This is a genomic window from Kribbella sandramycini (assembly GCF_013131805.1).
GTDB lineage: Bacteria > Actinomycetota > Actinomycetes > Propionibacteriales > Kribbellaceae > Kribbella > Kribbella sandramycini.
On record NZ_JABJRC010000001.1, the window covers coordinates 339,406 to 363,416 of the forward strand.

The 24,011-nt window shown below is 69.7% G+C and carries 22 protein-coding genes; 10 read left to right on the forward strand and 12 right to left on the reverse strand.

The window, feature by feature from the left end:
• Nucleotides 1-88: 88 nt before the first annotated feature.
• The 4 genes from HPO96_RS01455 to HPO96_RS01470 are packed head-to-tail and all read right to left on the reverse strand — an operon-like array spanning nt 89 to nt 4,414.
• On the reverse strand, nt 89-916 hold the full coding sequence (locus tag HPO96_RS01455) for a carbohydrate ABC transporter permease (protein ID WP_171670320.1): 828 nt from the start codon (nt 914-916) through the stop codon (nt 89-91).
• Nucleotides 913-1,959: an ABC transporter permease subunit gene (locus HPO96_RS39475; protein WP_202885457.1), complete on the reverse strand. Its 1,047-nt coding sequence runs from the start codon at nt 1,957-1,959 to the stop codon at nt 913-915. The genes HPO96_RS01455 and HPO96_RS39475 overlap by 4 nt, the downstream gene beginning before the upstream one ends.
• Nucleotides 1,956-3,203 carry an extracellular solute-binding protein gene (locus tag HPO96_RS01465; protein ID WP_171670322.1) on the reverse strand — a complete coding sequence of 416 codons (1,248 nt, stop codon included), beginning with the start codon at nt 3,201-3,203 and terminating at the stop codon, nt 1,956-1,958. Before HPO96_RS01465 ends, HPO96_RS39475 begins: the two co-directional genes overlap by 4 nt.
• On the reverse strand, nt 3,200-4,414 hold the full coding sequence (locus HPO96_RS01470; RefSeq protein ID WP_171670323.1) for a hypothetical protein: 1,215 nt from the start codon (nt 4,412-4,414) through the stop codon (nt 3,200-3,202). Before HPO96_RS01470 ends, HPO96_RS01465 begins: the two co-directional genes overlap by 4 nt.
• Nucleotides 4,415-4,528: 114 nt before the next feature.
• On the opposite strand from HPO96_RS01470, the gene HPO96_RS01475 reads away from it, so the two are divergent.
• The 3 genes from HPO96_RS01475 to HPO96_RS01485 all read left to right on the forward strand — a co-directional run bounded on the left by HPO96_RS01475 (nt 4,529) and on the right by HPO96_RS01485 (nt 7,822).
• A complete protein-coding gene (locus HPO96_RS01475; protein WP_171670325.1) occupies nt 4,529-6,265 on the forward strand; it encodes an alpha-galactosidase in 1,737 nt (578 codons plus the stop codon).
• Nucleotides 6,266-6,276: 11 nt separating this feature from the next.
• Nucleotides 6,277-7,263, forward strand: coding sequence for a substrate-binding domain-containing protein (locus tag HPO96_RS01480; protein WP_171670327.1), 987 nt, complete (start codon nt 6,277-6,279; stop codon nt 7,261-7,263).
• 145 nt (nt 7,264-7,408) lie between these two features.
• Nucleotides 7,409-7,822 carry an RICIN domain-containing protein gene (locus HPO96_RS01485; RefSeq protein ID WP_171670329.1) on the forward strand — a complete coding sequence of 138 codons (414 nt, stop codon included), beginning with the start codon at nt 7,409-7,411 and terminating at the stop codon, nt 7,820-7,822.
• Here the strand turns inward: HPO96_RS01485 and HPO96_RS01490 are convergent.
• On the reverse strand, nt 7,800-9,020 hold the full coding sequence (locus tag HPO96_RS01490) for an MFS transporter (RefSeq protein WP_337796461.1): 1,221 nt from the start codon (nt 9,018-9,020) through the stop codon (nt 7,800-7,802). The two genes, HPO96_RS01485 and HPO96_RS01490, sit on opposite strands and share 23 nt — an antisense overlap.
• Before the next feature lie 67 nt (nt 9,021-9,087).
• Between HPO96_RS01490 and HPO96_RS37810 the strand changes: the two genes are divergently transcribed.
• From HPO96_RS37810 to HPO96_RS01515, 5 genes are read left to right on the forward strand one after another with little or no spacing between them, the layout of a single operon-like run.
• Nucleotides 9,088-10,065 carry a DUF5937 family protein gene (locus HPO96_RS37810; RefSeq protein WP_171670331.1) on the forward strand — a complete coding sequence of 326 codons (978 nt, stop codon included), beginning with the start codon at nt 9,088-9,090 and terminating at the stop codon, nt 10,063-10,065.
• 11 nt (nt 10,066-10,076) lie between these two features.
• Nucleotides 10,077-10,727: a hypothetical protein gene (locus tag HPO96_RS01500; protein ID WP_171670333.1), complete on the forward strand. Its 651-nt coding sequence runs from the start codon at nt 10,077-10,079 to the stop codon at nt 10,725-10,727.
• Between the two features lie 54 nt (nt 10,728-10,781).
• Nucleotides 10,782-11,651, forward strand: a complete 870-nt coding sequence (locus HPO96_RS01505) for a 3-hydroxyacyl-CoA dehydrogenase family protein (RefSeq protein ID WP_171670335.1) — start codon at nt 10,782-10,784, stop codon at nt 11,649-11,651.
• Entirely contained in the window at nt 11,648-12,397 is a 750-nt protein-coding gene (locus tag HPO96_RS01510) for an SDR family NAD(P)-dependent oxidoreductase (protein WP_171670336.1), read from the forward strand. The genes HPO96_RS01505 and HPO96_RS01510 overlap by 4 nt, the downstream gene beginning before the upstream one ends.
• A gap of 59 nt (nt 12,398-12,456) precedes the next feature.
• Nucleotides 12,457-13,422, forward strand: coding sequence for an EamA family transporter (locus HPO96_RS01515; protein ID WP_238354671.1), 966 nt, complete (start codon nt 12,457-12,459; stop codon nt 13,420-13,422).
• Here the strand turns inward: HPO96_RS01515 and HPO96_RS01520 are convergent.
• The 7 genes from HPO96_RS01520 to HPO96_RS01550 form a co-directional block, all read right to left on the reverse strand.
• A complete protein-coding gene (locus HPO96_RS01520; RefSeq protein ID WP_171670340.1) occupies nt 13,415-14,584 on the reverse strand; it encodes an alanine--tRNA ligase-related protein in 1,170 nt (389 codons plus the stop codon). The genes HPO96_RS01515 and HPO96_RS01520 overlap by 8 nt on opposite strands.
• 195 nt (nt 14,585-14,779) lie before the next feature.
• Nucleotides 14,780-15,892 (reverse strand): glycosyltransferase family 4 protein, encoded by a 1,113-nt coding sequence (locus tag HPO96_RS01525; protein ID WP_171670341.1) that lies wholly within the window; start codon nt 15,890-15,892, stop codon nt 14,780-14,782.
• The gene (locus HPO96_RS01530) at nt 15,889-17,112 is read right to left on the reverse strand and encodes a M48 family metalloprotease (protein ID WP_171670343.1); all 1,224 of its coding nucleotides are present in this window, start codon (nt 17,110-17,112) and stop codon (nt 15,889-15,891) included. The genes HPO96_RS01525 and HPO96_RS01530 overlap by 4 nt, the downstream gene beginning before the upstream one ends.
• Nucleotides 17,105-18,568 (reverse strand): gluzincin family metallopeptidase, encoded by a 1,464-nt coding sequence (locus tag HPO96_RS01535; RefSeq protein WP_171670345.1) that lies wholly within the window; start codon nt 18,566-18,568, stop codon nt 17,105-17,107. Before HPO96_RS01535 ends, HPO96_RS01530 begins: the two co-directional genes overlap by 8 nt.
• A gap of 98 nt (nt 18,569-18,666) precedes the next feature.
• Complete coding sequence (locus tag HPO96_RS01540) at nt 18,667-19,722, reverse strand: NlpC/P60 family protein (RefSeq protein ID WP_171670346.1); 1,056 nt, start codon at nt 19,720-19,722, stop codon at nt 18,667-18,669.
• A 154-nt stretch (nt 19,723-19,876) separates the two neighbouring features.
• Nucleotides 19,877-20,146 (reverse strand): hypothetical protein, encoded by a 270-nt coding sequence (locus tag HPO96_RS01545; protein WP_202885752.1) that lies wholly within the window; start codon nt 20,144-20,146, stop codon nt 19,877-19,879.
• A 93-nt stretch (nt 20,147-20,239) separates the two neighbouring features.
• Nucleotides 20,240-21,547 (reverse strand): NYN domain-containing protein, encoded by a 1,308-nt coding sequence (locus tag HPO96_RS01550; protein WP_171670348.1) that lies wholly within the window; start codon nt 21,545-21,547, stop codon nt 20,240-20,242.
• A 313-nt stretch (nt 21,548-21,860) separates the two neighbouring features.
• Between HPO96_RS01550 and HPO96_RS01555 the strand changes: the two genes are divergently transcribed.
• Together HPO96_RS01555 and HPO96_RS01560 are read left to right on the forward strand one after the other, a co-directional pair.
• Complete coding sequence (locus HPO96_RS01555) at nt 21,861-23,648, forward strand: DEDD exonuclease domain-containing protein (RefSeq protein WP_171670349.1); 1,788 nt, start codon at nt 21,861-21,863, stop codon at nt 23,646-23,648.
• Between the two features lie 59 nt (nt 23,649-23,707).
• On the forward strand, nt 23,708-23,995 hold the full coding sequence (locus HPO96_RS01560; protein WP_171670351.1) for an Lrp/AsnC family transcriptional regulator: 288 nt from the start codon (nt 23,708-23,710) through the stop codon (nt 23,993-23,995).
• The last annotated feature ends 16 nt before the right edge of the window (nt 23,996-24,011 follow it).

The window sequence follows — 24,011 nt, forward strand, 5'->3', positions numbered from 1 at the left end:
ACGGGAGGGCGGAGGCAGAAGGTGCGCACACGCTAAAGGAAGTAGACCAATGCTGTCCATGGTTCGGTGACCGAACGCCACCCTTCGGTCACTTTCCGCCCGTGAAGGTAATCCCTTGCGTGATGTGTTTCTGCGCCGCGAAGAACAACGCCAAGCAGGGCAGGGTGATCAGCACCGAAGTTGCCATCAGCAACGGCGTGTCGGTGCCGTTCACCGACTGGAAACCGGCCAGGGCCAGCGGCAACGTCTTCCACTGGTCGGAGTTGATGTAGATCGCCGGGCCGAGGAAGTTGTTCCAGTAGCCCATGAACAACAGGATCGACACCGCGACCACCGCGGGCCGGGCCAGCGGCAGGTAGACCGACCAGAATGTCCGGAACCAGCCACATCCGTCGACGACCGCGGCATCGGCCAGCTCGCCCGGCATCCGGGCGAAGAACTGCCGGAACAAGAAGATGAAGAACGGCGAGCCGAAGAACGCGGGCAGGATCAGCGGGTAGAGCGTGTCGATCATGCCGAGGTTGTTGAAGAGCATGAACTGCGGCACCATCGTCACCTCCCCCGGCAGCAGCATGGTGGCCAGGACGACGGCGAACACGACCCCGGAGAACCGGACCCGCAAGCGGGCGAAGGCGAAACCGGCCAGCGAGCACGACAACACCGTGCCCACGATCGGGATCAGCGTCGTCAGCACCGAGTTCAGCGTGTAGCGCCAGAACGGGAACGACGTCACCGCGCGGATGTAGTTGTCCCAGAGGAACTCCCGCGGGACGACGCTCGCCCCGGAGCTGCCGACCCCGGCCGGCGAGCGCAGCGAGGTCGCGATCATCCACAGGAACGGGTAGACGAACGCGACCGAGCCGGCCGCCAGCACGACGTACAGGACGACGGTCGTCAGCGTGCTGCGGCGTCTCATCGGGCTCTCCGCTTCCGGCGCGTGGTCAGCTCGGTCTCGTAGTACACGGCGAATGCGCTGCCGCGGAAGGTGACCGCGGTCAGGGCGAGGATGACGACGAACAGGATCCAGGCCAGGGCGGAGGCATAGCCCATCCGGAAGTTCTGGAACGCGTTGTCGTACAGGTAGTAGACGAAGAAGAGCAGCGAGTCCTTCGGGCCGCCGTTGGTGACGAACCCCTGGGTGAAGATCTGCAGCGAGCCGATGATGCCGGTGAGCGCGTTGAACAGGATGATCGGCGACATCTGCGGCAGCGTGACATGCCAGAACATCCGCAACCGCCCGGCGCCGTCGATGGCCGCGGCCTCGTACAGGTTCGGAGGGACGTCCTTCAGCCCGGCCAGGTAGATCACCATCGCGCCGCCGACCGTCCACAGGCTCATCAGGATCACCGTCGGCAGCGCCCAGGAGGCGTCGTTGAACCAGCCCGGGCCTTCGATGCCCAGCTTGCCGAGGACGTCGTTCGCCAACCCGTACTGCGGGTTGAAAACCCAGAGGAACAAGACCATCTGGGCCACGCCGGACACCAGGCTCGGCAGGTACCAGATGGTCCGGAACAGCCGCATCCCGGGCAGCTCGGTGTTCAGCAGCAGAGCGACGACGAAGGCGAGCGCGGTCTGCAGCGGGACGCTGATCACGCCGTACAGCAGGGTGACCTTCAGCGCCTGGCCGACCCGCGGATCCTGGAACGCCTCGGTGTAGTTGGCGATACCGACGTACTTCGGCGGGGTGATCAGGTCCCACGAGGTCAGGCTGACGTAGATCGAGGACGCCATCGGGCCGACCGTGAAGATCGCGAAACCGATCAGCCAGGGTGAGATGAACAGCCAGAACGCGACCGCCTGGTCCGCGCGCGGCCACCGGCGCCGGACCCCGTACGCCGCCAGTCCGATGACGGCGTACAGGGCGATCAGGAGCAGCAGGAACGGGACCAGCGGCACCAGGAGGCCGGGGACGCCCCAGGCGGCCGCGAGCTCGCGGATCCAGCCGACGGTCGGGTTCACTTCTTCAGGGCCTGCGTGCAGGTGGCCGCGAGCTCGGGCAGGATCTTCGCGACGTCGTCCTTACCGCTGCCCAGCGCGGTGTAGCTGTTCATCCCCTTCTCGGCGTCCCCCGACAGCTGCGCCTCCCGCGCGACCGAGACCCCGACCTCGCCCGACTTGAGCGCGGCGGTGAACGCGGCCAGGTTCCGATCGGCGGGCAGGACCTTCTCCAGCGTCGGCGCCGAGGCGGCGATCACCGGGACGCCGAGCGCGGTGTTGCCCTGGATGAGCTGGTCCTGGGCCGTCTGGTCGGTACCGGCGAACTCGACGAACTTCTTGGCCGTCTCGAGCTGCTTACCACTCGCGGTCCTGCTGATCGCAAGCCCGTTGACCTCCATCGGGAATCCCTTGCCGGGGACCGGGACGAGCGTCCAGTTCGGCTTGCTGATCTTGGCGAAGTCCGCGACCGTCCACGGACCGAAGTCGCTGAAGGTGGCCAGCCGCCCGGCGGCGAACCACTGCGCCTGGTCCTGGCCCTGGATGTCCAGTGCGGTCGGCGCCGACTTCTCGTTCTGCAGATCCACGACGTACTGCGCGGTCTTCACCCCGGTCGCGTCGCCGAACGTGCACTCGGTCGCGCCGGCGTTGAAGTAGCCGCCGCCCGCGGCGGTCAGCCAGCCGCGGTACCAGAGGTTGCTCGAACCGTAGACGCGCGCCTTGCCCTCGCCGTGCGACAGCTTGGCGGCCAGCGCGCGGAACTCGTCCAGCGTCAGCGGCGTCGTTGCGCTCGGCAACGGTACGCCCGCGGCCTTGAAGGCGTCGACGTTGATCGCCATCACCTTCGGCTTGGCTGCGAACGGCGTCGCGTAGTACTTGCCCTCGAACTGCATCGACGACGAGATGTTCGGCTGCACGAACTGTGCCGGGTCGACCTGCTGCTCGGCGAAACTCGGCGCGAACCCGGCCAGGCTGGTGTTGCTGATCTGGATCACGGTGGACTGCGTGCCACCGGCGATCGAGGTCTGGATCTTCTGCTCGTAGTCGGACTGGATCCAGTTCGTGGTCACCTTCGTGCCCGGGTTGGCCTGCTCGAACGCGGCGGCGATCGCGCGCAGCGAGGCGGCCTCGGAGTTCGTCCCCCAGAACGAGAAGGTGATCCCGGCCGAGTCGCTGCCGGCGTTCGGGGCGGGCTGGTTGCCGGTCGCGCAGCCGGCGGCGAGCAGCAGCGCGACAGCGGCCGGGAGCAGACGGACGGAAGTCTTCATGAGCGGTCCTTCGTGGGTGTGCTGACCCGGGCGGTCTCGCCGGGGCCGAGGAGATGGGGTGTGCCCGCGACGACCACCGTCAGCGGGCCGGGGCCGCTGTGCACGGTGACCTCGGTCGTGTGCCGGGCTTCCTGGGTGATCCGCAGGTCCCAGCCGCCGACCCGGATGTGGTCCGCGGTCAGGACGCCGAGCTCGGCCGGCAGATGGGAGTCGACCGCGAGGACGGCGTCGCCCGCGCGTGGCCGGAGCCCGAGCAGGCCGGCGACCAGGTGCTCGACCACGGTGAACGAGATCTCCGGGTAGTCGTCGCGGCTGTCGATCAGATGTTTCGTCCACTGCCAGGCCGACTCGTCGCGGCCGTACTTGAAGAGCAGTTCGGGGTAGTAGCTCTTCGACTCGATGTTCTTCGGCGGGTCCGAGGTCATCTTGGCCTCGAGCCAGTCGAGGTGCTGATCGGTGCCGCCGAGCCCGAAGAGCGCAGCCAGGGTGTGCGACTCCAGGCCCCAATCGAAGTCCAGACCGTCCGTGGTGACGCCGCGGGCGAAGTGGTCGTCCCGCCACCAGGTCTGGTAGATCGCTTGCAGCCGGTCGGCCTCGGCGTCCCGGCCGAGTTTGCGGAGAACGGCGTACTGGGCGGCCAGGCCGTCGCCCGCGATCAGGAGCGGGGCTTCGCGCTCGTTGTAGGTGGCGGTGCCGAGGAAGATGTCGGCGGTACCGCCGGCTTCGGGGACGCCGTCGCCGTCGGAGTCGTGTGCGGTGACGAACTCGCCGACGCAGGTCCGGTAGTAGGCGGCCAGGTCGGGGTCGTCGAGCCATCGGCGGTCGCCGGTCCAGTCGTACTGTTCCAGCGCCCGGTAGGTCAGGTCGAACACCGCGGGGATCTCCCGGACGAAGTGCTCGTCGGAGTGGTGGTCGAGGGCGGCGATCCGGCCGTCGAAGTGGAAGGCCCAGAGCGGGAACCACTTCCGGGCCGGGGTCGCGGAGCGGGCGAAGTGCCGGAACATCGCGAAGTTCTCCGCGTCCAGGCCGAGCAGGTGGGCGCCGGCCGCCTGATGCGCGACGTCGCGCAGGTAGAACAGCTCCCGCGACGGGTAGCCGGCCCAGTACGACGGCAGATTGCCCGGCCCGGTCCGGACCCAGGCCAGGGCCTGGTCGCGGGCCCAGGCGAAGGCCTCTTCGACGTAGCCGGAGTCGGAGCTCACAACGAGCACGAGGTACTCCTCGACAGCTGGATATTAGCGGTAAAATTCACTCGCTAAAGTAAGGACTTAGACCAATTTCGTCAACACTTCGGCGCTGCGGGTTTTACCGCTATAGTCCGGTCCGTGACGACATTCGAGATCCGCTCTCCCGACGGCCGCTCACACCGGACCGGCAGCGCCGACGGCGCGCGCACGGTCACGGAGCTGCCGAGTTCCGAGCCCGGTGTGCTGCTGTTCGAGGTGGTGGCCGATGCCCCGGTCACCCTGCGCTGGACGTGGCCGACCGGGTCGGCCGTGACGCTGTGGCGGGCCAGTCAGGGCGCGCGCCGGGAGCTGCCGACCGACTGGGGTTCCCGGCGGCGGATCCGCTCGGTGCGCTCGGCGCCGGTCGGCAGCCTCGTCGACGTCCGGGACCGGAGCCTGATCACAGTCTCGCTGTCGGCCTTCGTCCGCGGCTGCGAGTTCGCGATCGGCGTGAACGAGGAGACCGGTGAGCAGGCGATTGAGCTGCTCGTCGACGATGTCGCGCCGACCGACGGCGTGACACGGTTCGTGCTGCGGGTCGATCTGCGCGATGTGCACTTCGCGGAGGCGCTGCGCGGGGTGACCGCGGCCTGGACGGCGGAGCTGGGCGACCGGATCGCCGTCGTACCGGAGCCGGCCCGGTCGGCGATGTACTCGACCTGGTACAGCGATCATCAGCATGTGACGGCCGAGCGGGTCGAGCACCATGCGCGCGCGAGTGCGGCGTACGGATACGAGGCGATCATCGTCGACGACGGCTGGCAGACCGACAGCACTGCGCGCGGGTACGCCTTCTGTGGTGACTGGGAGCCGACGAGCGGCAAGTTCCCGGATATGGCGGCGCACGTACGACGGGTGCACGAGGCTGGGCTGCAGTACGTGTTGTGGATCGCGCCGCCGCTGATCGGCGTGCACTCCAAGGCGTGGGAGCGGCTGCAGTCGCGGACGCTCGGGTTCGCCGACGGCGATGTCGTCGCCATCCTCGACCCGCGGTATGCGGAGGTACGCGAGCATCTGGTCGAGTGCTGCGTCCGCCCGGTGCGGGACTGGGGCGTCGATGGATTGAAGATCGACTTCATCGACTCGTGGGCGTGGGACGGGCCGGTGCCGGACGCGCCGGATGCCGACTGTGCGTCGATCGACGAGGGTGTGGAGTTGTTGCTGCAGGCGGTGCGCGACGAGCTGCAGCGGTTGCGGTCGGAGGTGATGATCGAGTTCCGGCAGGACTACGTGAACCCGCGGCTCTGGCAGTTCGGCACGTTCCTCCGGGCTGGGGACTGCGCGCTGGACCCGGTGGAGAACCGGGTGCGGACGATCGACACCCGGCTGCTGGCCGGCGATCGGGCCGTGCACTCCGACATGTTGATGTGGCATCCGTCGGCGGCGCCGGAGACGGTCGCACAGCAGTTCATCGGTGCGCTGTTCAGCACGCCGCAGGTGTCAATGGAGCTGGCGGCGTTGCCGGCCGAGCATGATCGCGTGGTTCGATACTGGCTTGGGCTGGCTCGCGAACTGCAGACCGTGCTGCAGCACGGCGTCCTGCTGCCTGCGCGGTCGGACGCGCGGTATTCGCAGGTTCGGGCGGTTGGGGAAACGACCGTGGTGGCCACGTTCAGCGACCCGCTGGTGCGCTTGACGGAGTCCGATCGATCGGTGGTGCTGGTGAACGGCGGCGGCGAGCCGCGACTTCTGGTCGAAGGTGCCGGGCCCGGGCCGGTCGACCTCGTGGTGTCGGACTGTTCCGGGGTCGAGGTGTCCCGGAGTACGACGACGCCGCCCGAGCTGTGGGTGGTCGACGTACCGGTGGCCGGGGTGGCCAGGATCGAACGGAACTAGGGGGCCTGGGCGTGGTGGATCAGCGGCGACGGCGGACGACGGTCGCGGATGTCGCGAAGCTGGCCGGGGTGTCGGCGATGACGGTGTCGAATGTGCTGAACGCACCGCATCGGGTCAGCGACTCGACGGTCCGGACGGTCAAGGCCGCGATCGACGAGCTGGGCTACATCCCGAATCACGCCGCCCGGGCGTTGTCGTCCGGGCGCAGCCAGGTGATCGGCCTGCCGCTCGACCTCGACGACGAGAACCCGGGGCTCGGCGGTTTCCTGCACGGGCTGCTCAGCGGCCTGGTGCAGGCAGCCGCGAACTCCGGGTACGGCGTGCACGTCACGACGCCGACCGCGGGCGCCACCGAGATCGCGCTCTACGAGAAGCTGATCGCCGCTCGCCAGGTCGACGCGATCGTCGTCCTGGAGACGATGCCGAACGACGAGCGGATCGAGTTCCTCAGCAAGCGCCGGTTCCCGTTCGTCGCCTTCGGCCGGACCGGCCCGCAGCACCGGCAGTGCTGGGTGGATGTCGACAACGAGACCTCGATGGCCGGCATCGCCCGGCACCTGCGGGAGAGCGGCCGAGAAAGCGCTCTCTACCTCCGCACCGACGGCTCACTGCCCTGGATCCACCAGCGCGAGGATGGTTTCGTCCGCGAGTTCGCCCGGACCGAGGTGCGCTCGTTCGCCACCCTCGCGGCGGTCGACGAGTACGTCTCGGAGAGCGCTCCCCCGGACGTTCTCGTCGCCGACAACGACGCCTTCGCCGTGGTCGCCATGCGAGCCCTGCAACGCCGCGGCCTCCACGTCGGCCAAGACGTCGCAGTCACCGGGTTCAACGACTTCCCCTTCGCCGGCATGCTCGACACCCCCCTGACCACCGCCCGGATCCCCCTACCGGATATCGCCTCCTGCCTGTTCGACCGCGCCCTCCGCGAGATCGCCGGCGGCCCCGACGAACCCGGCCGCCTCGTCACCGCCCCCCTGATCCTCCGCGCCAGCGCCTGAAGAAACTCCCTGCCGGCGCAGGATTTCCATCCTGCTCGAACCCCTATGCCCACCCCGCCCAGGTACATAAAGTTGCCTGCGACAACTTTCATGCCGAGAACAGCGAGGGAAAATGCGAATTCGCGCAGGTCTCAGTGCAGTCGTGATGGCAGGATCGCTGCTGGCGGTCGTCCCGCCGGCCTACGCGGGCCCGACGGCGGTGGTCAATGTCAAGAACGCGGCTACCGGGCGCTGCCTCCAGGCATTCGACGACGCCCGGGTGGTCCGGACGAACGGCTGCGCGGGGCTCCGCAGTCAGGAGTGGGAATGGCAGCGCTCGGCGCGGCCTGAGTTCGGGATGCTCCGGAACAACTCCACCGGCCGCTGTCTCGACGCGAACGGCAGCGGTGGCGTGTACACCAACGTCTGCGACGTGAACAACACCTTCCAGTGGTTCGTCCGCCAGCCCGACACCACCATCAAGCACGGGGCCAGCGGCCGGTACCTGGACAGCAACGGCGGAGGTGACGTCTACACCCTGCCTGCCAACGGGAGCCCTAACCAGCGCTGGAACCACTGAGGGCCGGGGCCGGCGGCGCAACCGCCGGCCCTCGGAGGGCGCGGTGGGCGAGGGGCAGGGTGAGGGCGGTGCCGCAGGCGCCGGCGGCGGCGATGATGAGGTTTGGGGCGATGTGGGCGCCGATAGCGCCGGCTGCGGCGATGCTCAGGCCTTGGATCGCCATCAGGCCGCTGGTTTGGACGGTGAAGAGGCGGCCGCGGTAGGACGGATCGGCGGTGGCGAGGATGATCGGATCGATGGCCTGGTTGAAGGCGTGGCCGGCGCCTGAGACGACCAGCAGGAGCGCGGCGGTCGGCACGGAAGGCTTGGCCAGGAAGGCGATTGCGGGGAGCTGACTGGCCAGCAGCAGTGGGACGACGAGCCGTCGCCGCACGGAAGGGGTGAACCGTGCGACGACGAGCTCGCCGAGTACGGTGCCGGCCGCGTAGCCGGTGAACAGCGCACCCGCCGCAGTGACCGCGGCGCCGGTCTGCGCCGTGTATGCGACGGCAAGCCCATCGGGAACAGCTGAGAAGGCCGGCGCCGCCCAGGTCAGCAGGATGAGCGGCCGCAACCGCGGGTGCGCGAAGAGATACCGCAGGCCGGACGCCGAGTCGCGCACCGTACTGCGACTACGCGAGCCTGCTGGTGAGTACGGCGTCCCGACCCCGATCAGCACCGCGGAGACGAGGAACGTGCCGACGTCGGCCGCAAGGAGCCAAGATGCGCCGACCGCCGCCACCGCGACCGCCCCGAGCGCGAACCCGATCAGCACGGACACCTGACTGATTGCCCGGAGCAACGATCGTCCGGCCGGGAACAGCTCGGCCGGTAACAGGTGCGCGAGACTGGCCGAGCGGGCGCCGCCGAAGATCGGCGCGATCATTCCGGTCGCCAGCAACAGGCCCAGCAGGGCGCCGACCGGTAGCCCCGGGATGAGCATCAGGCCGATGCAGACCGCACTGAGCACGTCGCACACCACGAGCACGCGGCGCGCCGGGAACCGGTCGGCGATCGACGACAACAGCAGCCCGCCAACGGCGTACGGCAGGAACGAGCAGGCCAGGACGAGTGCCGAGAGCAACGGAGAGCCGGTGCGTTCGAAGATCACTATCGACAATGCGACCTGAGCCGCGACCGTGCCGAGCATCGAGACGGCATGCGCCGAGAACACCGCCGGCATCCCGGCGGTCCGCAGAACCGCACCGTATGAACTCACAGCAGGAACAGTGCGGGAGCCGAACCCGGCGGCGTACTGTTTTGGTTGTGACCGAAAGTTGGCTCCCGTGACGGAAGTGCGGTTCACCCAGGCGGACACGCTCCGATGCCGGTTCGGGCTGTCGCCGTTGTGGGAGACGGTGTCGGCGGTGCGCGTGCTGCACGGCGGTGGCGATCGGGGGCTGTACGCGGGGTGGATGGCCGCGCAGGCGGGTGTCGTCGAGCGGCTGGAGTTGCGAGGGCTGCGGGCGGTGCAACCACGGGTCGGGTACACGCCGGACTTCTTGACGCCGCCGCCGAAGGCTTCGCGAGCCCGGATCGGGACCGAGCTGGCGCGGGTGCGGAGTACGCCGGTGGAGCGGATACGGCGCGAGCTCATGCGGTCGCGGGACGAGCTGGGGAACCCTGGTGCGGCTGAGATCGACCGCATGCTGGCGAATCCGGCGCGGGCGCGGGATCGATTGGTAGCAGAGATCGAACGGGCCTGGCACGCGCTGATAGAGCCGGACTGGGCGCTGATCAGCCGAGTGCTCGAGGACGACATCGCGCACCGCGGGAGTCAGCTGACGACCGGCGGCCTGGCGGCGCTGTTCGACGACCTGCACCCGACGCTGAGCTGGGCGGACGACCGGCTGATCGCGAGCCGGTACCGCGATCACGACCACGAGCTGACCGGCCAGGGGCTGCTGCTGGTACCCGGTGTGTTCGCCTGGCCGTATCTGGTGATGATCCTGGACCCGGCGTACCAGCCGGCGCTCGTCTACCCAGCTCGCGGCGCGGCCCGGCTCTGGTCCGACTCCCCCACTCCCCCGGGCCCACTGGCCAAGCTGCTCGGCCGGACGCGTGCAACCATCCTGGTCGCTCTCGACCCGCCCGCCACGACCAGTGCGCTGGCGGCGGAGTACGGGCTCGCGCTGGCGACAGTCGCCGAGCATCTGGCCGCGCTGGCGGACGCCGGGCTGGCGACGCGGCGACGTACGGGTCATCAGGTCCACTACCGGCGTACTGATGTCGGGCAGGCTGTGATCGACGCTTCGGTTGGCTGAAGGGACAGCTCGTGAACAAGAGCATGCGGCACATCCGGCGCTGGCCGGCCTCGCTCGCGGTCGTCGCCGTGCTGATCCTGCAGTTGCTGGTGCCGACGCAGATCGCAGCCTTCCCGCGCTGGGTGATGCCGGCGCTCGGTGCGCTGCTTCTGCTACCGCTGATCTGGATGAACCCGTTCCACCTCCGCCGCGACGAGCCCTGGCTGCGCTGGGTCGAGCTGGCCCTGCTGGCCGTGCTGGTGCTGGCGAACGCCATCTATCTGGCCGAGCTGATCGTCTATCTGAACTCAGGCGATGCGAACAACGGTCTGGTGCTGGTGAAGGCAGCCGCGCTGATCTGGGTGACGAACGTGGTCGCGTTCGGCGTCTGGTACTGGGAGGTCGACCGCGGCGGGCCGTTCGCCCGGGCGCCCGAGCACGAACGCGAGGCCGAGCGGGCCGATCTGCTCTTCCCACAGATGACCGTCGACCTCCCCGGCTGGGACCGCTGGCTGCCCGGTTTCACCGACTACCTGTTCGTCGCGTTCACCGCCGCGACCGCCTTCAGCCCGACCGACACGATGCCGCTGACCGCTCGGGTCAAGGTGCTGATGGCGATCCAGTCCGCGATCGCGCTGCTCACGATCGCCGTGGTGGCGGCCCGCGCGGTGAACGTTCTCTGAGATGATTCGAAATACGAGAGATAATTCTCGTATTTAGAGGGTATCCTGACGGCTATGAGAGTCGCCGTCGTCGGAGCCGGAACGATGGGGCAGGGCATCGCGGCCGTACTGGCCGCCGCCGGGCACGAGGTGACGGTGGTCGACACCGCCGATCGCCTGCCCGGCAGCCTGGCCCGGATCGCGAGCCGGCAGCCCGCTCCCCCTTCCCCCGTCAGCGGTACGCCGGAGCTCGCGGACGCCGTCGCGTCGGCCGCCCTGGTGATTGAGGCCGTCCCGGAGGATCTCGGCCTCAAACTCGGCGTCCTGGCCGCGATCAGCGCGGCGACCGGGCCGGACGCGATCATCGCGACCAACACCTCGTCGCTGCCGCTGGACCGCCTGGCCACCGCCGTCGTCCACCCGGAGCGCTTCCTCGCCGCGCATTTCTTCCACCCGGCCGAGACGATCCCGGGGGTCGAGGTCGCCCGCGCCGAGCAGACCGGTCAGCACGCCGTCGACGAGGTGCTGCGGGTGCTCAGCGCGGCCGGCAAGGAGCCGATCGAGGTCGCGGCCTGCGTCGGCTTCGTCGCCAACCGCCTCCAGCTGGCGCTCTTCCAGGAGGCGCTGGCGTGTGTCGAGGAGGGCGTGATCACCCCCGCGGACCTGGACGCCGTCGTCCGCCGCACGATGGGTGTCCGGCTCCCGGCGTACGGACCGTTCGCAGTCGCCGACATGGCCGGGCTGGACGTCTACCGCTCGATCCTGACCGTCCTCCACGAGCAGTACGGCGACCGCTTCGCCGTACCGGAGCGGATCACGGCGATGGTCGAGGCCGGCCGGCTGGGAGCCAAGGCCGGGGCCGGCTTCTTCGAGTACGCCGACGCCGATCAGCTCGCCGTCCGGCGGGACGCCGTGTATCGGCGCATCCTCGGGGCCGTGACATGACCGCCGTGGTGACCGGGGCCGGGCGGGGCATCGGCCGGGCGATCGCCGTCCGGCTCGCGGCCGACGGCGCCGAGGTCGTGCTCGGCGGGCGGGATGTCGCCGCCTTGAACGAGACGGCCGCACTGATCGGCGACCGGGCGCACGTCGTCCCGGTGGACATCGGCGTCGAAGAGTCCGTGGCGTCGTTCGGGGAGCGGACACGCGCGCTGATCGGGACGCCGGACGTCGTCGTCTGCAACAGCGGCATCGGCGGGCCGTCGGGGCCGCTCTGGACACTCGACCTCGCGGACTGGCAGCAGACCCTGGATGTCAACGTCACCGGGACTTTCCTGACCCTGCGCGCCTTCCTGCCCGGCATGGTCGAGCGCGGTTCGGGCGGCGTCGTCCTGATCGGCTCGATGACCGGCAAACGACCGCTCGCCGGGCGGACGCCGTACGCCGCGTCGAAGCTCGCGCTCGTCGGGCTCGCCCGCACCCTGGCCGTCGAGTGCGGCCCGCACGGTGTCCGGGTGAACGTCGTCTCCCCCGGCTTCGTCGCCGGGCCGCGGCTCGATTGGGTGATCGACGCCCAGGCCGAGCTGAGCGGCCGGGACGCCGGCGCCGTCCGCGCCGAACTGCTGGCCGGTGTGCCGCTGGAGCGGTTCGTCGCGCCGGAGGAGGTCGCGGACGCGGTCGGTTACCTGGCGTCGAGCGCCGCCGTGACCGGTGCCGATCTGAACGTCTCGGGCGGGCTGGTCATGTACTGAGGCGGCGTCCGGTGAGATGACTCTCGACACCGATGTAATGGGCATGAGAGCTTATGCTCATGTACAGCACGAAGTCGGTGGGGCTCGGTTTCGCGGTCTTCTCGGCCGTGACATTCGGCGGCTCGGGGCCGTTCGCGAAGGCGCTGATCAGCGCCGGATTCACGCCGCAACAGGCCGCGTGGGTCAGGATCCTGGGGGCGGCGCTGCTGCTCGTCCCGCTGGTGCTCGCCCTGCGCGGGTCCGCCGGGCTGCGCGCGGCGCGGGCGTCGTGGAAGCCGCTGGTGCTGTACGGGCTGACCGGGATCGCCGGCTGCCAGACGCTGTTCTTCATCGCGGCCAGCCGGTTGCCGGTCGGGGTCGCGCTGATGCTCGAGTTCTCCGGGCCGGTGCTGGTCGTGCTGTGGCTCAAGTTCGGCCAGAAGGTCTCCGTGCCGAGGTCGGCCGCGATCGGCGTCGGCATCGCGCTGCTCGGGCTGGCGACGGTGGCCGAGGTCTGGTCCGGGCTGACACTCGACCTGGTCGGGTTGCTCGCCGGGCTCGCGGCAGCGGCGTGCCAGGCGACGTACTTCATCTTGATCGACAAGCTGACCGGGATCGCCGATCCGCTGGTGATGACGGCGGCCGGCTCGGTGGTCGGCGCCGTCGTCCTGACCCTGATCGCCGTCCCGTGGCAGACGCCGTGGCACGTGCTCACCAGCACGATCGCGTTCGGCGAACGGCAGGCGCCGGGCTGGCTGCTGGCGACCTGGCTGATCGTGGTCAGTACTGTCGTCGCCTACCTGGCCGGGGCGGCCGCCGTCCAGCGACTGTCGGCGGCGATCGGCGGTGCCGTCGCGTACATCGAGGTGGTCGCCGCCAGCCTGTTCGCGCTGATCCTGCTGAACGAGCGGCTGACGACCAACCAGATCATCGGCGGCGCGATCGTGCTGCTCGGCGCGTTCGTGGCCCAGTCGTCGGTGGGGAAGGTCGCGCCCCCGGAGGTGCCCGCCCCGCCCACCGACGTCCTGGATCCCAGCCTCACCTGAGCGAATCCACCAGCTCGCGGGGCAGCCCGTGGGTCTCGTGCAGGTACTCGTAGTCGCTGTCGTCGAGCGGCTTGTGGAACCGCTCGTGACTCAGCACCTTGCGGCCGCGGTCGAGCAGGTTGCTGAACCGGATCTCCTCGTCGATCAGGATCCGGCGGACGAGCGTCACCGTCTCGCCCTGGTGGAAGTGGTTCAGCGTGTGCTCGAACAGCTCGATCGGCAGCTGGGACAGCGAGCGGGACTCGTCGCCCTGCCAGAGCAGCGTCAGCACCCGGCGGAGCAGCCGGCGCAGGACGTACCCGCGGCCGGTGTTCGACGGGTGGACGCCGTCGCCGACGATCACGATGCTCGACCGGAGGTGATCGATGACGATCCGCTGCGACGTCTCGTCGAGCGTCCAGAGCTGCGGGATGTGCCGCATCCAGGGCTCGAACAGGCTGGTGTCGTAGACGGAGTCCTTACCTTCGAGCAGCATCGTCAGCCGCTCGAGGCCGAGACCGGTGTCGATGTTCTGCTGCTGCAACGGCTCCAGCGAGCCGTCGTCGTGGCGCCGGTAGCGCATCATCACGTGGTTCCAGACCTCGACCCAGCGGTCGTCGGTGGTCGGCGTCCCCTCCGGGTCGCCGTCGCCGGTCCAGACGAACATCTCCGAGTCGGGGCCGCACGGCCCGGTCGGGCCGTTCGACCACCAGTTGTCGTCGGTGGTCAGCTCGATCGGAAGGCCGAGCTCCTGCCAGGTCCGCAGCGACTCCTGGTCGAGCGGCACCTGGCTGTCGCCGCCGAACACCGTGACGTACAGGCGGCTCGGGTCGATGCCGAACCCGCCGGTCAGCAGCTCATATCCCCAGCTGAGGGTCTGCGAGCTGCCGTAGTCGCCGAGCGACCACGAGCCGAGCATCTCGAACACGGTCAGGTGCGTCGAGTCACCGACCTCGTCGAGATCCGTCGTCCGCAGACAGCGCTGGATGCCGGTCAGCCGGCGGCCCAGTGGATGCGGTTCGCCTTCCAGGTACGGCGTCAGCGGATGCATCCCGGAGGTCGTGAACAGCACCGGATCACCCAGGCGCGGGATGAGCGTGGACCCCGTGGTCGGAACGTGGCCGCGGTCGAGGAAGAAGTCGATGAAGGTCCGGGTGATGGACTTCTGGAGCGTGGTGGTCATGATCTGTGGTCCTTTGTCGTTCAAGACCGGAACCGAGCCACCTGGCGCTGGAAACAACAACACCGGCGAACCGTTTCCGGTCGCCGGTGGTGGAAGAAGATGTCAGGCAGCGGCAGCCGGAGAGCGCGAAGCTCGTACGGCTGCTACAAGGCTGAACATCTGATGCATGAAACGCAGAGTACACGACCGCACCAGCTAGATGTCCAGCAGTTCCCGGAGCGTGCTGCCGGTGGCGGCCCAGGTCCAGTCGGATTCGGCCCAGGCTCGGCCGGCCTTTCCCAGGGCTTGGGCGTGGGCCGGGTTCCGCAGCAGGTCGATCAGCCGGACGGCTACGGCTACTGGGTTGTGGGGGTCGACCAGATAGCCGGTTCGGGTGTGCTGGAGGGTGTCGGGGGTGCCGCCGGAGTCGCCGACGAGGACGGGTTTGGCGGTGGCCGAGGCTTCGAGGGTGACGATGCCGAGAGCTTCGGGTTCGAGGCCGAGGCGGCGGGTGCGGGTGGGCAGGGCGAAGACGTCGGCGGCGTCGAAACAGGCCGGGATGTCGGGCCAGGCGACTGGTCCGGTGAAGATGACGTGGTCGCGGAGCTTGGCGGCCAGGGTCTCCAGACGAGCGCGGTCGGGGCCGCCGCCGACCAGCAGGAGTTTCGCGTCGGGGACCGCCGCGAGAACGCGGGGCCAGGCCCGGATCAGGGTGTCCTGGCCTTTGCGCGGGATCAGCCGCGAGACGCAGACGACGAGCGGAACCCCTTCCAGGCCTAGGGATACGCGCAGTTCGGCGCCACCGCTGCCGGGGTGAAAGCGGGTGGTGTCGACGCCCGGGGTGAGGCGGCGCATCCGGCGGACGGCGTCCGGCGACAACGCGGGAGCGATCTGCTCGGCGCACCACGACGAGACCGTGGTGACGGTGTCGGCCGCGTCGCCGATCCGGCGGAGCGCCTGCCGGGTGCCCGGGAGACGCGCCCACCAGGTCTCGTGCCCGTGCGTCATCGCGACGATCCGCCGCGCCCCGGCCTGCCGCAGCGCCGGGCCCATCAACCCCAGTGGCGCCGCCGCGCCGAACAGCACCCGATCGGCGTCGTACGTCTGCATCAACTCGACGGCTCGTCGGGTGACCCGTGCCGTCGGCAACAACATTCGCGTGCGATCCCGGACGACGGGGAACGGCAGACCTGCGTCGTACGCCGAATCCCCTGGCTCGCGCGAGGTGTAGACGACGACCGATGGCAGCTCGTCGCACAGTGATCGGACGAACGTCTCGATACCGCCCTGCCGCGGCGGGAAGTCGTTCGTGACGACCAGGACCGTCATCGTGGCGGGAGCGGCGTACCGTGCTCCGCTGCCCAGGCGCGGCCCATCGCGATCCGCTCCGGGGTGGTCGGGTGGCTGGCGAACATCCAGTACCGCCAGCGGGCCGGCGACAGGCCGGAGATGTTCGTCACCGCGAGATCGTGCTGCATGGCGATGAAGCTGCGCGGGTCCTTGGTGAGCTGGAGCGAGTGATGGTCGGCGCGCGCCTCGATCCGGCGGCTGATCAGATTCTGCACCGGGGCCGAGACGACGGTTGCGGCGGTGATCAGCGCGAGCAGCGCCGCGATCCGCCGTGGATCGGCGAGCTTTGCCCCGAGCAACAAGCGCAGGAGGACGACGCCGAACGCGGCGCCGAGGACGCCGATCAGCGTCCCGTGCAGGACGTCGTCCTCGGCCGCGTGGCCCAGCTCATGAGCCACCACCAACCGGACCTGCGCGGGCGGAGAGCTGTTCAGCAGCGTGTCGTAGACGACCAGCCGCCGGGTCGACCCGAAGCCGGAAACGTAAGCATTCAAGGCGGTTGTCCGCTTCGACGCATCCGCGACCAGGACGTCCTTGACCGGGACGCCGTCGTCCGCGGCCAGCTTGAAGAAGTCGTCCCGCAGCGGACCGGCGGGCATCGAGCTGAACTGGTTGAACCGCGGCTCGACCAGCACCGGGTAGGCGAACGACACCCCGAGCACGAGCAGCGCCGTGACGATTGCGGCCGGCAACCACCAGCCGGACCGCCTACGCCGGGCCAGCGCGATCAGGAAGAGCGCGATCACGGCCAGCGCGAGGGAGATCAGCAACCAGTTCACCGCGCGATCCCGCGCCCACAAGCCCCAGCCCTGCACGGACAATCCGTACTTCCGGCTGACCCGCTCGGCCAGCGCGTCGGTCGGCAGCGTGACCAGGCTGGTGATCAGCCCCAATCCGAACACGAGCACGGGGACGCCGACGTACCAGCGGCGGATCCGGACGACGTCGTACAGGCGGCCGCCGAGCGGGCTGAACCCGATCGCGAGCGGGACGGCGACCGACAGCACCCAGGAGGTGGTTGACCAGGGCAACAACTCGCCGCGGAACGCGTTCTGCCGGGCGATCTCGGCGGCGGTGAAGTCGAGCGCCGGGTCCGGCGCGGGGACGGCGATCAGCTGCCACGGCGTCGTGGTGACGATCACCGCGACCAGTGCGACGGCGAGGACGACTGCGGCGATCCGCGGCGCCCGCTCAGACACCCGCGAGCTCCTTGAGGTACTTCTGCCACTCGGCGACGAACTGCTGCTCGGTCATGCCCAGATGGGTCTTGAAGGCGTCGGACAAACCGTCGGCGCTGCGCGACGTGTGCACGGCGCGGTAGAACTTGACCAGCTTCTCCTCGCCTTCGCGCTCGGCGATCAGCCGGCAGGCCAGCCACGCCGACTCGTACGCCTCGGGCAGGCTGGACGACGACGCGGCGAACGCCTTCGTATCCGGGAGCGCCGTCGGCACCCGGCCCGCGCGAACCGCCTTCAGCAGCTCCTTGGCCGCGGACTCGTCCTGCACGGGGACGGCCTCGAACGCGACGTAGTCCGCGAATCCCTCGGCCAGCCAGAGCGGCACCGGGGACGCGGTCGCCGTCGAGGCAACGTGGGTCGTCTCGTGGGTGAGGACGATCCGGCGGCCTTGTTTGCCCAGCTCGACGAAGAGCTTCGGGTTCGCCACGATGCGGACCGGGGCGCCGATCTGCGGCGCATCCAGCTCGGCCATCGTGACGGCGGCGATCTGGGTGTAGGTGTTCGGCGCGGCGCCGAGCACGTACTCCATCTGGGACTGCTTGGCCGGCAGCACGACGACGACCTTCTGTGGCCACGACGTCCCCCAGACCTTGCTGACCGAGGTGACCGCGCGGTCGGCCAGCGGGACGTACGCCTTCGCCTGGGCTGCCGAGTTCAGGCTGATGACCAGGCTGCGGTCGCCCTCGGAGACATCCAGCTCACCGAGCGTCCAGACCGGGCGGCGCTGCCCGGCGACGAAGCGGTCGGAGAACGAGGCGGCGTACGTCTTGCCGTCGTCACGACGGACGAACGTGACCGGCAGGATCGCGCGCGCGGGCTTCTGGTCGTACCCCTTCAGCTGCCAGGAGACCTCGACCTGGGCCAGCCACGCCTCGGCCGCGCCGAGCTCGGCCAGCCGATCGGGCGCGAGCGCGGCGGTGTCGTCGCTGACGTAGCGGAACTGGAAGATGCCGAGTGGGAGCTTCTCGAGATTCGCGTAGACCATCCGCGCGGTCGTCCGGAACGCGGTGGAGCGGTCGTCGATCGTGTCCAGGAAGTCGCTGCGGTTGCCTGCGGTGACGGCCTCGGCCATCTTCTGCAGGACCTCTTCGCCGGCCGTCGCACGGCGGACGCCGTCCGCGGCCTCGTTGTCGGGAGGCGACGAGGACTGCGGGCCCTGGGTGCCGGTCGGCGCGTTCGGGTCGGCGGGAGCGTCGGCGACCTGGCGAAGCCCGGCGTACCCGGCTCCGGCCACGAGACAGATCGCGAGACCGATGGCGACCTTTTTCGCGATCGGGCCTACCGGCGGACGCGGCGACGGCGGACCGGCCGGCGGCTCCGGACGCGGCTGTTCGACGGCAGGAAGCGGCAGGGTGTCGCCCTGGTCGTCGATCACTTCGGCCCCTCGCTGCTCACCTGCCCCAGTCAGGCGGGACACTACGTGCCTCCTCCGACAGTAGAACACCCGGATGGTCGTGAAACGACTCGGCTCCGGGGATGAGACCCCGGAGCCGGTGAGTATCGCAAACCGGAAGGTCAGCCCGGCCGCACGGCGCCGTTGTACGGCATCGTGCTGATGGACGCGACCTGGACGGGCTTACCCGAGCGCGGCGCGTGGACCATCCGGCCGTTGCCGATGTACATCCCCACGTGGCTGACCGGGCTGTAGAAGAACACCAGGTCGCCGGGCATCAGCTGGCTCTTGCTGACCGGACGCCCGCCCGAGCTCTTCTGCGCCTTCGACGAGTGCGGCAGCGAGACGCCGGCTTTCTTCCACGCGTAGAGCATCAGGCCGGAGCAGTCGAACGAGTTCGGCCCCTCGTCGCCCCAGACGTACGGGTCGCCGAGCTGGTTCATCGCGGTCTGGACGGCGACACCCGCGCGCCCGTTGGCCGGGACCGGCACGTCGTCGTCCATCCGGTCGCCGTCGCGGCTGGGGCGCTTCTCGCGCTCCTCCTCGGCTTCCTTCTCGGCCTCGTCGCGGAGGCGCTGACGCTCGGCGTCGCTGAGCTTGCTCAGCACCTTCTCGGCGGCATCCAGCTTCGACTGGGCCTCGGCCTTGAGCTTGTCCTGCTGGCCCTGAACGGCCTTCAGCGCGGCCAGCTCGGTCTGCGCGCCGGCCTGGAGGTCGGCCAGCTTGCCCTGCGCCTCCTGGTACTTGCGGAGGGCGGCGTTCTGCTGGCCGGCGAAAGCCTGCGCCGTGGACGCCTGGCTGAGGAACTGGTCCGGGTTCTGCGAGAGCAGCAGCTGCGCGGTCGTCGACATCCCCGAGGTCTGGTAGCCCGCAACCGCCAGGGAGCCGATCTGCCGCTTCACGCCGTCGACCTGGCGCTGCTGCTTGTCGATCCCCGCCTGCAGGGCCTTCAGCCGGGTCTGCGAGGCCGTGATACCGCCGCGGAGGTCGTTGGCGTCCTCGCCGATGGCGGCCGCCTTCTCCTGCAACGCGGCGACCTGCTTCTTCGCCTCTTCGAGACTCGGCTTCGGATCGGCGTCGGCGCCAGACTGAATGAACAGCACGCCCGCTGCGACAGCGGTGCTCGTGATGGCGGCGAGGGCGATTCCCTTGGTGCGGTTGATGCGTCCGGTGGACACAGCCCGGTCGGTCCCTTCCTCTGCTCGACGCCGTCCCCGTCAACCACGCCGCCTACAGGCTTAACGCCCGTAGGACCCGCAAGGTCACTCACTCGGCTGAAACGCTGCCCGGTCGGTCCGATCAACCGACACCCTGAGGCAACGAGACGTAACCCTAGTGACCGTTTTGTGACCGGCGCAATTCGCCCCTCGGGTTTGATCCAAACTTAACGTCGGATTCTTCCTGGGGAAGGCTTTCCACGGCGTGGACGAGGCGCAGCGGCGGGACCAGGCCGGAGTCGGCGAGGGCGGCGAGGGCGGCTTGTTCGTCCGCGTCGATGCGGAGGGTGGGGCCGGGGTCGGCGGTGAGGCCGAGGACGGCGGTCACCACGCAGTCCTGGCAGCCGGGACCACGCATGACACAGGCGTCGCAGTCGATCAGCACAACGTCCTCCAAAGGGGGGAAGCATCCGGACTTGCATCCGGCTGGGAAGGACGCTAGAGAAGGCCGCCGACAGTTTTCGGCGGAGTGCGGCGATCAGGTGCGGGCGATGCGGCTGATCAGGGTGGTGGCGGCCAGCGAGCGGGCGCCGAGTTTGGCGACGCTTTCGGCGATTTCGCGGTCGGTCGAGACGACCACGATCGGGCGGCCGGGCGGCTCGGCGCGGACGAGCTGGCGGATCACCTCGTCGGCGATGACGCCGGCCGGGCTGAACCGGACGCGGACGCCGCGGGGCGCGGTGAGCTGGACGGGGCCGGAGAGCTCGGCGCCGTCGAAGACGACCGTCACCTCGATGCGGCGCTGGGCCACGAGGGCGCCCAGGGCGGTGACGAGGCGTTGGCGTTGCGAGTGCAGCGGCGAGGTCGGCCAGGCGGTCTTGGTGACGTTGTAGCCGTCGATGATCAGGTGGACCTGCGGGAGCGACAGGAGCTCGTCGAACAGGGACGAGTCGTCCTCGGGCGCCGTACGGCCGACCGGAGCCGCGTCGGGCTCGGTGCCGGCGACTGTGTCGGCCGGGCGTAGCTCTCCGCCTGGTGGGAGCGCCAGCTCGCGCCGGAGACCGCTGGCGGCCTCCAGGACGGTGTCGAGGAGGAGGCGGGTGCGGGTGGAGGCCATCTCGCGCTCCTGGCCCGCCGTACGCCGCGCAGCGTGCTCGATCGCCTCCAGCTCGGTGATGCGGGCGCGGAGCCGCCGTACCTCCCGCTCGACCTCGCTGCGGGCCGCTTCGACACGTTCGTCGGCGGTCTCGGCCTCCGTCGTCCGTGCGGCCAGGTCGGTCTGCAGACCGCCGATCCGCTGCCGGGCCTCGTTGAGCTTCCGGCGTAGCGTCACGTTCTCGGTTTTGAGCTCGTTGACCTGTTCGCGGAGCCGCTCGCGGACCTGGCGGGTTTCGGTGCGCGCCTGGTCCAGCTGGTCGCTGAGCCGGGCGACAGCCTCGGAGTCGGCACGCGGCGTGTCTACGGCGACCTGCGCCGCATCGGCTACTCGCAGCTCCCAGTCGTCGGGGCGTAGTAGGTAGGCCAGCGCGGCGATCTCGACCGGGTCGGCCGCCGGAACAGGGATGCCTTCGGCAACGGCGTCGCCCAGCTCCTGGTGTTCGCGACGAACCTGGAACGCGGTCAACCGCCGGAAATGCTCGTCGGTCTCCAGAATCGGCCCGAGCACGGACGCCGAGAGCTTTGCGCGTTTCGCCGGCGCGAAACTGGCGAACCGCCGCAGCGGCGCCGGGATGTCGGTCGCGGGCAACTGGCCGAGCGCCTGCGCGGCAAGCGTCAGAACGCGTTGCCGGACCGGTTCGGGCAAAGTGGTAGCGGCGCAGCTCGCGGCGGTGCCTGCCTCAGTCACCGGCCCGCAGTCCGTGATGCAGACCACAACGGCTCGGCGCGACGGCCGATTTCGCGGTGATCGCCTGTGTACGCATACCAAGAGCCTAGGGCATGTCGCCCAATTCCACGCCGTAGCGAGGAGGTGCTCGGTGCGGTAGCTCGGTGTGCGGGGGCGGAGGGTTCGATGCGGAGCATCGTGCCCTTTGCACCCGTACGGCGAGATGCTGTGCCGAGTGCCCCGCAGTAGGCGTGGGGTTGGGTGACGTGCCCTAAGTCGACGCGCCTGCGTGTCACCCGCGGAATTGTCGGTGGCGGCTTCTAGCGTCGTCGCCATGACCAGCCCGATGCGCCCGCCGGCCTCGGAACCGCTGACGCCGATCCGCGGTGTCCAGCCGAGTTTCGACGACTTGGGGACGCCGCTGCGCGACCTGACGTTCTGCGTCGTCGACCTGGAGACCACCGGGGGCGCGCCGGGCGAGTCGGGGATCACCGAGATCGGCGCGGTCAAGGTGCGCGGCGGCGCCGTGGTCGGCGAGTTCCAGACGCTGGTCAACCCGGCCGATCCGATTCCGCCGTTCATCGCCGTCCTGACCGGCATCACGAACCAGATGGTTGCCGCGTCACCCCGGATCGGCTCGGTGCTGCCGGCGTTCCTGGAGTTCGCCCGCGGCTGCGTGCTGGTCGCGCACAACGCGCCGTTCGACGTGGGCTTCCTGAAACACGACAGCCTCGTCCACGGGTACGACTGGCCCGATTTCACCGTCGTCGACACCGCGCTGCTGGCCCGCCGGGTGATCACGCCGGACGAGGCGCCGAACTGCAAACTCGGGACGCTGGCCAAACTCTTCCGGACCAAGGTCACGCCGAATCACCGCGCCCTGTCGGACGCGCGCGCCACGGTCGACGTCCTGCACGGGCTTTTCGAGCGGGTCGGCTCGCTCGGGGTCCAGACGCTGGAGGATCTGCAGACGTTCTCGTCCCGGGTCGCGCCCGCCGTGCGCGCGAAACGGCATCTGTCCGAGCAGTTGCCGCACGCACCGGGTGTGTACCTGTTCACCGACGACCGCGGCGAAGTCCTGTACGTCGGCAAGTCGAAGGATCTGCGCAACCGCGTCCGCTCGTACTTCACCGCCTCCGAGACGCGCAGCCGGATCGGCGAGATGGTCGGGATCGCGACCGGCGTCCGCGGGATCGAGTGCGGGACGCCGCTGGAGGCGGAGGTCCGCGAGCTGCGGCTGATCGCGGAGCACAAGCCGCGGTACAACCGGCGGTCGAAGTTCCCCGAGCGGCAGCACTGGCTGAAGGTCACGGTCGAGCCGTTCCCCCGGCTGTCGCTGGTCAAACAGCTGAAGGACGACGACGGCGGCTACCTCGGCCCGTTCAGCTCGCGGAAGACCGCCGAGCGGGCGATGGCCGCGCTGCACGAGGCCTTCCCGATCCGGCAGTGCACGGCGCGGATGTCGCGGCGGCCGTCGCTGTCGCCGTGTGTGCTGGCCGAGATGGGCCGCTGCGTGGCGCCGTGCGACGGGCGCATCTCGATGGATTCGTACGGCGAGTTCGTCGACGAGCTGCGGGTCGCGCTGATCGCGGATCCGACCCCGGTGATCGAGGCGCTCGACAAGCGGATCGACGTCCTGTCGGCCGATGAGCGGTTCGAGGACGCCGCCGTCCACCGGGATCGGCTGAGCGCGTTCGTGCGCAGCTCGGCCCGCATGCAGCGGATGGCGTCGCTGACCGGGTGCGCGGAGATCTGCGCGGCCCGGCGGACGGAGGAGGGCGGCTGGGAGCTGCATGTGATCCGTCGCGGCCGGCTGGCCGCGGCCGGGGTCAGCCCGCGCGGCACCGACCCGCGGCGGTATCTGGAGATGCTGCGCGCCTCGGCGGAGACGGTGCTGCCGGGGATCGGTCCGGTCGCGTCGGCGTCCCCCGAGGAGCTCGACCTGATCCTGCGCTGGCTGGACCAGCCCGGTATCCGCCTCGTCGAGGTGGACGGCACCTGGACGTGCCCGATCACCGGCGCCGGCCGGCACCTGACCAGGCTCGACAGCGCGGGGAACGACCTGCAGCACCCGTCCGAACGCCGCCGGATGCGGCCGCTCGGCCCGGCTCGGGCCAGCTGACCCGGCCGCCGCCAACTATGCTTCGGCGGGTCGAAGTCTGATTCGAGGGAGAGGACGACATGGTCACCGCGATCGTGTTCATCAAGGCCGACGTCGCGCGCATCCCGGAGGTCGCCGAGCAGGTGGCGGCGATCGAGGGTGTCAGCGAGGTGTACTCCGTGACCGGCGGGCTCGACCTGATCGCGATGATCCGGGTCGCCCGGCACGACGATCTCGCGACCGTGATCCCCGATCACCTGAACCGGGTCCCCGGCGTCCTCAGCACCGAGACGCACATCGCCTTCCGCGCCTACTCGTCGCACGACCTGGAGGCCGCGTTCAGCCTGGGCCAGGAGGACGGCGTCTGAGGTGATTTCCCGGCCC

Bases quoted from the DNA above. Each gene is read 5' to 3' on its own strand.
- HPO96_RS01510 (WP_171670336.1), top strand. From the start codon at position 11,648: ATGACCGCCGTGGTGACCGGGGCCGGGCGGGGCATCGGCCGGGCGATC.
- HPO96_RS01555 (WP_171670349.1), top strand. From the start codon at position 21,861: ATGACCAGCCCGATGCGCCCGCCGGCCTCGGAACCGCTGACGCCGATC.
- HPO96_RS01465 (WP_171670322.1), bottom strand. From the start codon at position 3,203: ATGAAGACTTCCGTCCGTCTGCTCCCGGCCGCTGTCGCGCTGCTGCTC.
- HPO96_RS01515 (WP_238354671.1), top strand. From the start codon at position 12,457: ATGTACAGCACGAAGTCGGTGGGGCTCGGTTTCGCGGTCTTCTCGGCC.
- HPO96_RS01455 (WP_171670320.1), bottom strand. From the start codon at position 916: ATGAGACGCCGCAGCACGCTGACGACCGTCGTCCTGTACGTCGTGCTG.
- HPO96_RS01505 (WP_171670335.1), top strand. From the start codon at position 10,782: ATGAGAGTCGCCGTCGTCGGAGCCGGAACGATGGGGCAGGGCATCGCG.
- HPO96_RS01560 (WP_171670351.1), top strand. From the start codon at position 23,708: ATGGTCACCGCGATCGTGTTCATCAAGGCCGACGTCGCGCGCATCCCG.
- HPO96_RS01525 (WP_171670341.1), bottom strand. From the start codon at position 15,892: ATGACGGTCCTGGTCGTCACGAACGACTTCCCGCCGCGGCAGGGCGGT.
- HPO96_RS01485 (WP_171670329.1), top strand. From the start codon at position 7,409: ATGGCAGGATCGCTGCTGGCGGTCGTCCCGCCGGCCTACGCGGGCCCG.
- HPO96_RS01520 (WP_171670340.1), bottom strand. From the start codon at position 14,584: ATGACCACCACGCTCCAGAAGTCCATCACCCGGACCTTCATCGACTTC.